The sequence below is a fragment of the Vibrio sp. 10N genome (genome assembly GCF_036245475.1).
In the GTDB taxonomy this organism is placed as follows: Bacteria; Pseudomonadota; Gammaproteobacteria; order Enterobacterales; family Vibrionaceae; genus Vibrio.
Genome location: NZ_BTPM01000002.1, coordinates 870,619 through 882,477, shown reverse-complemented (window position 1 = coordinate 882,477; position 11,859 = coordinate 870,619). Strand labels below are relative to the sequence as shown.

Genomic DNA, 11,859 nt, shown 5'->3' with positions numbered 1-11,859 from the left:
GATGAATGAAGATAGGGATTATTACTTGTGGTCATGTAGATCCACCGTTATCCGATTATGGTCAATACGCTGAGATGATTGAGGGCTCGTTGGTCGAGATCAATCGTGACTTTACGTTTCAAGACTATGATGCCACCAAAGGTGTGTTGCCTGCATTGGATGAGTGCCATGGTTTTATCATCACAGGCAGTGTGCATAACGCGTACGACAATCACCCGTGGATACTCATGCTGGTGGATTGGGTTGTACGTTGCGAAGCGCAGCGCAAGCCATTGGTGGGTATATGCTTTGGTCATCAACTGATCGCGAGAGCACTGGGCGGTAAGGTGCAAAAGTCCGATAAAGGTTGGGGACTAGGAAGCTATGAAGTGCAGATGCAGGCGCAAAAGAAGTGGATGAGTCTGTCGGTAGACAGTGCAAGGCTATTGGTCAGTCACCAAGATCAGGTCACGATTGTTCCTAAAGCGCTCACGGTGATCGCAGGTAATGAGTTTTGTCCTAACTTCATGTTAGTAAAAGATAATCATATCTTTACGGTTCAAGGCCACCCAGAGTTTAGCGCGGCGTTTACCCAGAAGTTGGTGGAAAAACGTCAGCAACTCCTCACGCCAGAGCATTATCAGCAAGCGTTTGTTGATTTAGCTCAGCCACAAGACTCAGCGCTTATTTTGCACTGGATCGATAACTTCTTTGTCATGGCACAACAAGGGAAAAGCACAGAGCGTTTGCAGCAAGCGGTCTGATGACTTTTCTTGAGTATAAGCCTCTCCAATAGGTCTGATGTCTATCTTGATTTGTAATAATGAAGAAACATCAGACCTATTTGTACATTAAGTGATAGTCAGGAATATAGCTTTCCCAAATAGCCGGCTCACCAATCGCGAGTTTTAGCTCGTTGATAAACTCTGAAACCAGTAGTGTTTGTTTTCTATGCGGATAGAGGGCGTAGATACCTTTATCGAGGGTCGACAGAGTATGGTCGGTAAGTAGAGGCACCAGCCCTAGCTCATCAATAGGTTTTTCTAGGTTGAACAAATCAATCACTGCGTAACCCAAACCATCGCGCACAGCCGCAATTAGGGTACGCACGTCACTGACTTTGTAGTTGCCTTGCATCTTAAACGAACGAAGCTCGCCGCCATTAGGTTCTGTGCTCATCTTAAACGTATCGAGGCAAACTGTGCCGTTGTTGTAAATAATGGCAGGTAAATTAATCAGTGCTTCTGGTGTTGTGGGTTTGCCGTGAGCGTCGATAAACGATTTTGATGCAATCACGGCAAAGTTAGATTTGGCAATTTTTCTCGCAATGAGGTTAGAGTCGTCCAATTTTCCCATTCGAATAGCCACATCATAGTGATCGGCAATGATGTCGGTACGCCGGTCGTCTAAATGCAGGACAACTTGAACATTGGGGTATTTGCGCATAAATCGCGTTACGACAGGTTGGATGTATTGTTGGCCTAGGAACATGGCAGAAACAATACGAATGACGCCTTTCGGCTCAGACTGGTAGGAGTCTGCAATGTTTTTGATATTATCGAGTGTGTCAATGAGCTGGTAGGCCTCAGCCAAGATATCTTCGCCGGCAGAGGTTAGAGAAAAAGAACGTGTTGAGCGATTGAGTAATTGAACACCTAGGTGTTGCTCGAGCTTTTTGATTTGTTTGGAAAGCGAAGAGTTGTCCATATTGTTTAACGATGCAGCTTTGGCGAACGACCCTTGTTGGACGACATCGACAAACAGTTTAAGTTGTTGGGTAATGGACATGGATTTGCTGCCTTAACTAAATGATTCGTAGACATAATAGTTAAGGGGTATAAAGAATGAAAGGGGCGTTTGATTTATCTAAATCAAACGCCCCTTTCAATGAACGCTAGTTATCGACAACCTCTTCAAGGATATTGCCGGTTGCACCGCTTGGCGCACTGATGTTTAAGTAGCCAGAAAGCGTAGGCGCGATATCATAAGGCGTGACCGGGCGGCTTATGGTTTCAGCTTCCAGTTTGTTACCCGCAAAGATAACCGGCACATGAGTATCATATCGCCAAGGTGAGCCATGCGTTGACGCAATGGTGAGGCCGTCCATATCGTTGATGTAAGTACGCGAGCCAAATACCATGTACACATCGCCTGAGCGCAGTGGGTGATAGTTATTGCGAATCAATTGATTGACGCGAGAATCCGCTACGCGATTGTTAGCGATGTCTTCACTGGTCACTGCTGCGGCAACACCTTTCACTTTCATCACTTCTTCTGCGATGAGCTTCTGAACATCACTCAGTGATAGGCTTTTCTTGGCAATCAAGTCATGATCTAGGTAGATGTATGGCTGTGCGTAAAGCTTAATGACTTCTTCACCCAATCCGAACTCGCTCTTTAACTTGCTCATCAACTCTTGAGTGAGTAGGGCATCTTTTTTGAAGTAAAACGGTTGTCTAAACCCTAATGTATTTAGCGTTGGTGCTGCTTCTGGTACGCCATGGTCAGCAGAAAGTACGATTAGCGTATTGTCTAGCCCTACGGAATTGTCGATATGGCTGAACAGATCCGCTAGGTTTTTATCGAGCCTAATTAAATTATCTTCAGTCTCTAAACTTGAGGCACCATACAAATGCACTACGTAGTCGTTAGAAGAGAAGCTGATGGCTAAAAAGTCGGTTGCGGAGCCAGTTCCCAGTTTCTCTTGCGCCATTAGCGTTTTAGCAAATTCTGCCGTGATCTCATCACCCGCAGGGCTAACAGTTAGCATGGTCGAGTAGTACTTGTATGACGCAGGTCCATATGGGTGCGGGAAGGTGCGTGCAAAGCCACCAATGTCCACTTTGTGGTCTTTAGCTCGTTCTTGTAAAGAGTAGCTTTCTTTAGGCAGCGAGAGCTCCCAACGTTGCCCTGAATAGCGGTTAGGGATCGCTTTTTCATTCCAACGATTTAGCCATTGTGGGTTGCTGTCGTAGTAGTAATTACTGGTAACGAACTCTGACTGTGCTTTTGAGAACCAAAACGCTTTGCCGCTATGGCCTGCTAAAGAGATTGCGCCGCGATCTTTGATGGATACCGAGAACACACGAGACTGGCCGTTGTTGGAGATAATCAGCTCATCACTAAAGGTGGTGGACAGGATAGGGTATGGAGAGCGTCCGTCACCGGCGGCGGCTTTTTGAGTCGGGTCGATTTCCGTTGCTTTATCGACACCGGCTCCCGTGGCGAGCATCGCGTAATTAGGATCCTCGACATTATAAACCAGTCGGTCAAGCGAGCGATCGAACCAGACGTTGCCCACCATCCCATGTACTGCTGGTGGCGCGCCCGTTGCTAGGGAGACGTGGCCGACAATGGTTTCGGTATTGGCATGTTCATAGTTGGCGTTTTTGTAATAGACGCCTTCGTCCATTAGGTAACGAAAGCCACCTTGGCCAAAGTTGTGTTTGTAGCGCTCAATGAGATCGGCACGTAATCCATCTACGGTGATCTGTACTACCAGTTTCGGCTGGTTAGCCTCGGCGTGTGCAATGGTGGGCAGCAAAAGCCCACCACTGAGTGACGCTGTCACTAGTAGAGCGCGTGTTACGCGGGAAGTTATATTGTGGGTATGTTTCATACAGGTTCCTTGCCAAGACGTTAGTGATCTTTTGCCAGACGTAATCCCATGTCCGACATAATTATAGATTGGCTGGCAAAGTCACGACGGAAATTCTCCGATTCATCAGCATCATAGGAGAAGCTTCCACCACGAACGGATTTATGTGACAAACCAGAGTCGGAGTGTTTGGCATTGTTGGGATTATCGACAGGAGAAAAACGGTAAAAGCCGTCATCAAAGGCATCTTGAACGAATTCGCCGACGTTACCTGTCATGTCATAGAGGCCAAGTTCGTTTGGTTGTTTAAGTCCTACAGGATGAGCGCGATTGTTTGCGTTTCCGACATACCATGCGACGTCGTCAATGTTGTTAGAACCTGCATAGGTGTAGCCCTTAGACTCGTTTCCTCCTTTTGCGGCAAATTCCCATTCTGCTTCGGTAGGTAGGCGATAGTTTTCACCCGTTAGTTCGTTTAAACGCTCGACAAAGTAGTTAGCTTGTTGCCAGCTTAGGTTGTTCACAGGTACGTTAGGGTCGGCAAAAAAGCTCATCGATGAACCCATAACGGATTCAAATAGCTCTTGAGTGACTTCAAATTTGGAAAGGTAGAAGCTGTCCACTTTCACTGGGTGAGCAGGGCGCTCAGATTTTGCTGCCTCCGGAGCGTCTGACCCCATCACATACTCACCACCTTCAATCAGCACCATGTCTTGGTTTATTTTGAGGGCGATTGGATGATCTGGCTTAGCAGCGCAGCCAGAGAGTAGGATAGGCAGCGCGATGATAGCGAAGACTACTAATAGTTTGGTCGCATTCCATGCCTGCTTGTCCTCTGTGTGATGCTTCATGTAGGTAGCTCTTTTGGTCAAAAGTATCCATGAAATGGTAACCGTTGAGCACTTTCCTTTTGGTTATATGTACTATAACGATGGCCTCATTGCTCATCGGGTACACTGGCCTCGTTATCCGATATAAGGTCTATTTCTATGGTTTCTAGCGCTAACGCGACCACATCTCCTATGGCATCTTCTTCTAACGCCGAGTCTCCGATGCAGCTAACTCAAGGACCACAATTTCAAGGAAGACCCTCTAAGCGAATGCACGTGATGGCGAAGCCGATCGGTGCTGTGTGTAATATCGACTGTAACTACTGCTATTACTTGAGCAAACAAGACTTGCTTGAATATAAGAAAGGCTGCTCTCCAGAAATGGATGAAGCCATGCTTGAGCAGTACATCAAAAACTACATTCAAGGTCAGAACACCCCGGAGATCATCTTCTCTTGGCAGGGTGGTGAACCGACCATGCTTGGCCTGAACTACTTCCAAAAAATCGTCGAACTACAAGCGAAGTACCAGCCACCAGGTGTGAAAATTTCCAATGATTTGCAAACCAACGGCACCTTGTTAGATGACAAATGGTGTGAGTTCTTAGCCAAGCACAACTTCCTCGTCGGCTTAAGTATTGATGGGCCACAAATGTTGCACGATGCGTATCGCACTAACCGAGCGGGTCGTGGTACTCACAAGCAAGTTATGCAGGCCGTCGAGCTATTACATAAATACAAAGTAAGCTTTGCCACTCTGACCTGTGTGAACAATCTAACTAGCCAAAACCCGCTAGAGGTTTACCGCTTTTTGCGCGATGAAGTTCGTTCGCCGCAAATGCAGTTCATTCCTATTGTTGAGCAAAAGACGTTTCGTACCGATGCGCCTCAGACAGGACAGTCGAGTGAGCAGTTAAGACAAGGCGATAAGCGTCTTATTCCAGGTAATGCTAACTCTATTATGGAGCCTTGGTGTGTATCGGATGAGGCCTGGGGTAACTTTCTTATCGCAGTCTTCGATGAATGGGCCCAGAAAGACATTGGTAAGGTGTTTGTTCAGTATTTTGAAGCCAGTGTCGAGACATGGATGGGGCGTAAAAACCCGCTTTGTACACTTGGTTCATTGTGCGGAAAAGGGTTGGCAATGGAGCCAAATGGAGACGTGTTTAGCTGTGACCACTATGTCTACCCAGAATACAAGATTGGCAATATTAATACCGATAGCCTAGAAAATATGGCTTACAGCAAAGGCCAGCAAGAGTTTGGTTTTGCAAAGTCTCGTACTTTGACGAGCCAATGTCAGCAATGTGACTACCAGTTCGCTTGTTACGGAGAGTGTCCAAAAAATCGCTTCATCAAAACTCGAAATGGAGAGCCTGGTTTGAACTATCTGTGTGCGGGATGGAAAAAGTTTTTCTCTCATGCAGACAAAGCGTTAGCGTACATACTACGAGCAACTGGAAATCCTGTGGCCCATGGCAAGTTTAGTGATAGAGCGGTCGCTGAGCAAAGAAAGATGGCCATGCAAAGTGTTGTGCACAGCGCCAATACGACCAATGCAACCGGCTTTAATCCAAAGTTCTAACAAGCCACTCAGTATCCATTTTAGGAGCGAATCATGAATATCAAACCTTTGGCGCTGACAGGCCTATTACTGGCATCATTCAGCCATTACGCAATTGCAAATAATACCGCTATCGGAGAATCCAACGCGCAGGCGGTGTCTTCTGCGCAAGAGTCTACCGAACAGCGCATTCAACGTTTGTCTTATGTCGCACAAAACCAAGCAGAAAGCGCAGAAGCGCGTGTCGATGCACTGCATGAACTCAGCCAATACCCAAATCAGAATGCGTTGGTGGCGGTTACACGTGCTTTGAAAGACAGTAACCCTGATGTCAGGGAGGCAGGAATAGTCGGTGCAAAACCTTATCAATTTGAATATCGATGGAAGCTAGTATCCCCTTTGCTATCTGATGGTGAAGAGTCGGTAAAAATAGCGGCGGTAATTAACTTATTACCAGATTACTCGACCATGGCTGAAGAACAGCAACAGGCGATTGATAAGATTTATCCTACGGTAACCGCGTACCTTGAAAGACAATCAGGCAAGCGCAGTCAATTACTATTGGGCGACGTTTATCGCTGGCAGTTGCAGTGGGAGAAGGCAGAGCAGCAGTATCTTGCACTCATAGATGATCCGGAGTTGACGACACAAGCATCACTTAGCTTATCTGATAACTATCGCGCCCAATCTAACGATAAACAGGCGCTAAATGTACTGAACCAAGCTATCGAACGTGACGATGCTTCAGCACAGCTTCAATATGCGAAAGCGCTGACTTTGGTTCGTATGGAGAATAAACCAGAAGCTGCGAGCGCAATAGAGAAGGCGACAGAACTCGCGCCGGAGAACAGTTACTACTGGTATTTGAATGGAGTATTACAAGAGCCATTAGATGTAGCAAAAGCGACTCAATCGTTTGAGCAAGCCTATTTGATCTCAGGCGCACCAGAGCAGCTTTATGCGGTGTGCGATATGTACGTTCGTCACAGCAATGCGAAATCAGAGGCATGTTTAGAAGAGCTAGGCAAGGTGGCACCGCCGTACGTGATTGAGCAATTAAAAGCGAAGCAAAATCTTTGAGCAGTTTCTCAACTATATGTAACAAAATAAAAAATTCACCACAAAAGAGTTGGATAGCATACTGAATACAGGCATCCTGTAGTTATTAAATTGTTACAGGATGTAGGTACTATGATTATTGAAGACGGTGTGATTCATATCGATTCTTTTTTAGCGGTAACCATGGGTATTATTGTATTGTTTGTGGGGCGCAGGCTTAATCAGGTTGTAGGGTTTTTAAAGGAGTTTAGTATCCCAGAGCCAGTATCGGGAGGTATTGTTTTCTCGGTATTGTTCGCACTTTTCCATATGGCAACGTCGCTCGAAGTCTCTTTTGATTTGATGGCGCGCGACGTGCTCTTGGTCTACTTCTTCACCACCATTGGTATTAACGCCAGCTTAGGCGACTTGATGAAAGGTGGTAAGCCACTCATTATTTTGCTCGCCATCACCGTCGGCTATATGCTGATCCAAAACGTCACGGGTATTACCGTGGCAACGGCCTTTGGTTTGGAGCCGGTAGCAGGTCTTCTCAGTGGTACGGTATCGCTGATTGGCGGCCACGGTACCGCAATTGCTTGGGCACCAAAAATTCAAGAGCAGTTTGCCCTCAATACAGCGATGGAAATTGGTATTGCGAGTGCGACCTTTGGTTTGATTCTGGCCAGTATCATGGGCGGTCCAATCGCTAAGTTCTTGATCAAACGTTATGACCTGAAGCCTGCTGAAGAACAACACTTAGATGTGGGTGTTGCTGACAACAAACCAGAGCCGAAAATCACTTCTTATGATTTCCTTGATGCCATGCTCGCCATTCATACCTGTATTATTGTCGGTGTGTTCCTTAATGAAGGGGTAGAGTATCTTGGGTTACAACTGCCTCTGTTCGTGACTTGTCTGTTTGCAGGTATCATCCTTTCGAACATTGTTCCGCACAACTATCCGCGCATTACAGGCACAAAATGGCCATCCAATAAACCCGCAGTGGCGTTGATTGCCGACATGTCGCTGGGTGCGTTCTTAGCGATGTCATTGATGAGTATGCAGCTGTGGACACTAGTAGATTTGGCAGGACCGATATTTGCCATTCTCGGCGCACAATTTGTGGTCGCGATTTTGGTTAACCTGTTCATCATTTTCCCAGCGATGGGTAAAAACTACGATGCAGCAGTTATCTGTTCAGGCTTTGGTGGTATTTCACTAGGCTCGACCCCAACCGCAATGGCCAATATGTCGGCCGTGGCACAGAAGTACGGTAACTCGCATCAAGCGTTTATTGTGGTGCCGCTGGTTTGTGCGTTCTTTATTGACTTAGCGAATGCGTTCATTATTCCTTACTTTATGGGGGTTTTGGCTTAAGCGATTTCAGAACTCAAAGAAAATACGCCTAGGTTGTAAGGCTTTGCAACATGGTGGTGTTGAGAGTAGGAGGGGCTCATCTAGAGCTCCTTTTTTATGGCGAACAAGTATAAAGTCTCAAAGCAGTTACTGCACCACAAAGCAAAATATTGCGTTATTCCTGAGCAGGTAGGAATCTAATCAGAGCGTGCGATGGCCTCTAAGTTAAACTCGATTTTGCCCCATTTTGTGCTTCACACCATCTTAAAAAATGACTGTCATCCCCTTGAAAAAGGGGATCTCATTCGGCGCATCGTGAAGCTGATTTACGTGATTTAGTCGAAGATTTTCAGTTGCCTACACGCGGTGAGAGATCCTCACTTTCGTGAGGATGACGGCTATATGGGGGTATGTTAGAAATGAAGGGATGTAGAGAACTTCTGTCGAAGGACGTGCTGACGCCTATCTCGGCAAACACGTCTTTGCCCCATTCGGTGCTTCAAGCCATACCAAAAATCACCGTCATCCCCTTGAAAAAGGGGATCTTATTTAGCGCGTTGAAAAGTTGAATTACGTGACTTAATCGAATATTTTCAGTTGCCTACACGTGGTGGGAGATCCTCACTTTCGTGAGGATGACGGCTACGTGGGGCATGTTAAAAACGAGCGGACGTAGACTATTTCTGTCCATAAACATCGTAACCTACATATTTAATGCGACTAATGATGTGCGAACCCTGTTGACATCATTTTAAATGAGCTCGGTTTGTGCTCTAAGTCCATGAAGGTCTTTCTGGAAAGATACGTGTGCTTTGTCCTTCCTTCACCGAAGGAGGGGCATGTTGTACGGTCGTTAGCTTAGGTGCTTTATCGTGTCGAAAACAAGCCCTTTTAACCAAGTTAGATACGGTGAATGTCGGGAGCGATGAGCAAAAAAAACACCAATGGAGAATTCTGGTCCATCTTCAAAATGCTCTATATCAAGTAGCGTCATATTTTCTGGAATAGAGTGTCTAACAATATGGCTGACAGGAAAAAGACAGTGGTGTTTACGCACTGCTTGATAGCATAGATCTATTTTGTCTGTTCGTAATAATACTCTAGGCTCAATGTCCCGCGCTCTCAAATAGGTTTCTGCAAATGCTTCCCCTTGGTGGTAATCAGGCATTAACATTAATGCTAACGGCATGCTTCCGACATCTTGTGGGGTTATGCTTCCTTTTCTACTCATTGGATGTTCGGTAGAGCAACAAAGCTTAAACTGAGCGGCAACAACATGTTGCTGCACGATCTCTTTAGTAATACCTAAAGGCATAAAATTAATACCTAGGTCTACTTGGTTGGTTTTGATTTTAACTTCGGTATCGTGAGACCAGTTTTGGATGACGATCGTTGCATTGGGTGCGGTTTTAGTGAGAGCTTTGAATAAGGGCTCCATTAGTGGGTAGCAGAGTACAGTGTTGATGTGAATATTGATTTCACCAGAGTAGTCCTCCGGGTTGAAACTACTACCTTGTTCAAATATTGCTTCCAGTCCTGATAAGACATCGGGAAGCTGCCGAAGCAACTGCTCACATTTGGGGGTCGGCTCTAACCCATGCTTTTGTCTCAAAAACAGTTGATCGTTGAACTGCTCTCTAAGCTTTCTTAGTGACTTGCTTACTGCAGGTTGGCTGATAAAAAGTCGCTCGCCAGCTCGTTTGGTATTCTTCTCTTCGCCCAGTATTTTGAGCAACTTTAGAGAATTAAAGTCGAGTTTTAACATCTCCGACTCTTTCATAGGCAATCCTTGCTTCATGATAACTATGTCAGGTTATCATGAAGTTAAACGTATTGCACAGAGTCCAATAAAGTAGCGATTGGTTGGATAGAGGAGAGTAACCTTTGTGTGTACCATAGAGCGATAGAGTATAGAGGTTGACTAACTAATTGAACTCGTATCGATAGTTAATTGACAGGGTGCTTTTTGAACCAAATTGTGAGCTATTACTGACAATGCCAAAGCTGTTTATTGATTGGTTATCATCGATTCGATAGCTCACGCCACCACCAAGATAACCATTATTCGTGTTATTACTACCTGCGCTTCCTCCGCCACCTAACATCAGTGTTAAGCCATTACTTATTGGCTTAAGAGCGAGCATTCCTAAATACGCACCATGACTTTCTATTGGTACCATTAATAACTGACTTTGGTATGAGTGAGTAGTAGGAACTGCCGTGCGTCCCTCTGTGTAGTTATACCCAAAGGCCGGAAAAAGTTGCCAGCCAGCTGGCTTCACACCGAAAACGCTGAGAGGCACGAATGTACCTAAGTTGTAGCTCGTACTATCACCGCCGCTATCATACTGATTTTTCTTGAAGTTGAAGTTCACGATCCCCTTGCTAAACAGCCAAGATCCGCCTATGCGCCATTCACTAGCGTCGGAATTAATATTACCGCTGAGCATTCTGGCTTCATCCAGCCCCAACGAACCACTAAGTGTTAACTCTCCGTTATAGCCAGCGCCAACTCTTGTCACTATTTTAGTAGGGTCTTCTTGGTTTTTCTCTTCATCAACTAGTTCATAGGCCGTTACCTGCAGCGCTATGATGGAAAATAAGAGAGAAGCAAGTTTCTTTTTAAATATCATATTTAGTTTCCCAATATATTTATAATCGGTTTTTTTAGGATTGATACTTCTGATATGTTCGCCGTCCATGGCGATAACCCTAAAATTGATAGTTATATTCGACTCTGAAATCAGTGCCGTTTATTGCTTCACCAAAATTCCAAAATGCTCGGATATTGCTTCGAGTGTCTATTTGATAGCTTGCGGCAACTTCATGCTGCCAACCATATAAACTGCTTAATGCTTCAACACCACCCAATTGAGTTGTGTACATAGGGTTGTAGTTCAACCAGACTTGGTCGGATATCTCTATTTTCGAATAGAAGCCTAGCAAACCAAAACTAGACGGGATAGCATAACCTATTGATCCGAAAGGTTCTCTTTCATCGACTAATAGAGCCGAATCAACGTCCGCGATATTCACTCCGATGCCTGCTAAGGGGTAGACCTGAATCGCTCCCATAGCAGGGAGTGCTTGAATCATGGAGTATGAGGCTGAGCCTAGCTTTTGATTGAAGTCCCAGTTTATGTCCACTTGAGAGCCAATGCCGTTTTGCATATTGACATTAAAGTGGCGATAACGAAGAGAATCGAAGCTATCATTTCCTTTTAATCCAAGGGTATCAGCTGCAAACCCTTTTGCTTCAAGGACATGCATTGCCATTGTGGATTCGTTGTTGGTGTCATAAGCCTGGCCGAACTTGAAGTTTAGGCCTTTGTTTGTGACCCCAACTCCTGCTTGTGAATAGACTGCAAGTGGGTCTGACATATCTTGATATTCTTCAGCGACCGCAGTATTAAATGCTAGAGATAGAATGGATGCGATAGTTGCTACTTTAACTGAATTGATTGTTTTCATAATAACTCCTACTTTTTATAT

At 45.3% G+C, this 11,859-nt stretch carries 10 protein-coding genes; 4 read left to right on the top strand and 6 right to left on the bottom strand.

The genetic code is table 11. The features are described from left to right. Positions 1-5 precede the first annotated feature (5 nt). Positions 6-743 carry a glutamine amidotransferase-related protein gene (locus AAA946_RS20105; RefSeq protein WP_338166535.1) on the top strand — a complete coding sequence of 246 codons (738 nt, stop codon included), beginning with the start codon at positions 6-8 and terminating at the stop codon, positions 741-743. Positions 744-819: 76 nt separating this feature from the next. On the opposite strand, the gene AAA946_RS20100 is transcribed toward AAA946_RS20105, so the two are convergent. The 3 genes from AAA946_RS20100 to AAA946_RS20090 all read right to left on the bottom strand — a co-directional run bounded on the left by AAA946_RS20100 (position 820) and on the right by AAA946_RS20090 (position 4,428). Then, positions 820-1,767: a LysR family transcriptional regulator gene (locus AAA946_RS20100; RefSeq protein WP_338166534.1), complete on the bottom strand. Its 948-nt coding sequence runs from the start codon at positions 1,765-1,767 to the stop codon at positions 820-822. 106 nt (positions 1,768-1,873) lie between these two features. Continuing rightward, positions 1,874-3,598, bottom strand: coding sequence for an alkaline phosphatase family protein (locus AAA946_RS20095; RefSeq protein WP_338166533.1), 1,725 nt, complete (start codon positions 3,596-3,598; stop codon positions 1,874-1,876). 20 nt (positions 3,599-3,618) lie between these two features. Continuing rightward, a complete protein-coding gene (locus AAA946_RS20090; RefSeq protein WP_338166532.1) occupies positions 3,619-4,428 on the bottom strand; it encodes a formylglycine-generating enzyme family protein in 810 nt (269 codons plus the stop codon). 201 nt (positions 4,429-4,629) lie between these two features. Here AAA946_RS20090 and AAA946_RS20085 point away from each other — a divergent pair, with 201 nt between their 5' ends. The 3 genes from AAA946_RS20085 (at position 4,630) to gltS (ending at position 8,388) form a co-directional block, all read left to right on the top strand. Continuing rightward, entirely contained in the window at positions 4,630-5,991 is a 1,362-nt protein-coding gene (locus AAA946_RS20085) for an anaerobic sulfatase maturase (RefSeq protein ID WP_338167207.1), read from the top strand. 33 nt (positions 5,992-6,024) lie between these two features. Continuing rightward, on the top strand, positions 6,025-7,050 hold the full coding sequence (locus AAA946_RS20080; RefSeq protein WP_338166531.1) for a hypothetical protein: 1,026 nt from the start codon (positions 6,025-6,027) through the stop codon (positions 7,048-7,050). 111 nt (positions 7,051-7,161) lie between these two features. Then, the gene (gene gltS, locus AAA946_RS20075) at positions 7,162-8,388 is read left to right on the top strand and encodes a sodium/glutamate symporter (protein ID WP_338166530.1); all 1,227 of its coding nucleotides are present in this window, start codon (positions 7,162-7,164) and stop codon (positions 8,386-8,388) included. An 832-nt stretch (positions 8,389-9,220) separates the two neighbouring features. On the opposite strand, the gene AAA946_RS20070 is transcribed toward gltS, so the two are convergent. From AAA946_RS20070 to AAA946_RS20060, 3 genes are all read right to left on the bottom strand, one after another. Then, positions 9,221-10,147, bottom strand: a complete 927-nt coding sequence (locus tag AAA946_RS20070) for a LysR family transcriptional regulator (RefSeq protein WP_338166529.1) — start codon at positions 10,145-10,147, stop codon at positions 9,221-9,223. 145 nt (positions 10,148-10,292) lie between these two features. Then, positions 10,293-11,069 carry a hypothetical protein gene (locus tag AAA946_RS20065; RefSeq protein WP_338166528.1) on the bottom strand — a complete coding sequence of 259 codons (777 nt, stop codon included), beginning with the start codon at positions 11,067-11,069 and terminating at the stop codon, positions 10,293-10,295. Positions 11,070-11,079: 10 nt separating this feature from the next. Then, positions 11,080-11,838 carry a hypothetical protein gene (locus AAA946_RS20060; RefSeq protein ID WP_338166527.1) on the bottom strand — a complete coding sequence of 253 codons (759 nt, stop codon included), beginning with the start codon at positions 11,836-11,838 and terminating at the stop codon, positions 11,080-11,082. Between the last annotated feature and the right edge of the window lie 21 nt (positions 11,839-11,859).

Coding starts and splice junctions, on each gene's coding strand:
- AAA946_RS20105 (WP_338166535.1), top strand. CDS start 6: ATGAAGATAGGGATTATTACTTGTGGTCATGTAGATCCACCGTTATCC.
- AAA946_RS20100 (WP_338166534.1), bottom strand. CDS start 1,767: ATGTCCATTACCCAACAACTTAAACTGTTTGTCGATGTCGTCCAACAA.
- AAA946_RS20095 (WP_338166533.1), bottom strand. CDS start 3,598: ATGAAACATACCCACAATATAACTTCCCGCGTAACACGCGCTCTACTA.
- AAA946_RS20090 (WP_338166532.1), bottom strand. CDS start 4,428: ATGAAGCATCACACAGAGGACAAGCAGGCATGGAATGCGACCAAACTA.
- AAA946_RS20085 (WP_338167207.1), top strand. CDS start 4,630: ATGCAGCTAACTCAAGGACCACAATTTCAAGGAAGACCCTCTAAGCGA.
- AAA946_RS20080 (WP_338166531.1), top strand. CDS start 6,025: ATGAATATCAAACCTTTGGCGCTGACAGGCCTATTACTGGCATCATTC.
- gltS (WP_338166530.1), top strand. CDS start 7,162: ATGATTATTGAAGACGGTGTGATTCATATCGATTCTTTTTTAGCGGTA.
- AAA946_RS20070 (WP_338166529.1), bottom strand. CDS start 10,147: ATGAAAGAGTCGGAGATGTTAAAACTCGACTTTAATTCTCTAAAGTTG.
- AAA946_RS20065 (WP_338166528.1), bottom strand. CDS start 11,069: ATGGACGGCGAACATATCAGAAGTATCAATCCTAAAAAAACCGATTAT.
- AAA946_RS20060 (WP_338166527.1), bottom strand. CDS start 11,838: ATGAAAACAATCAATTCAGTTAAAGTAGCAACTATCGCATCCATTCTA.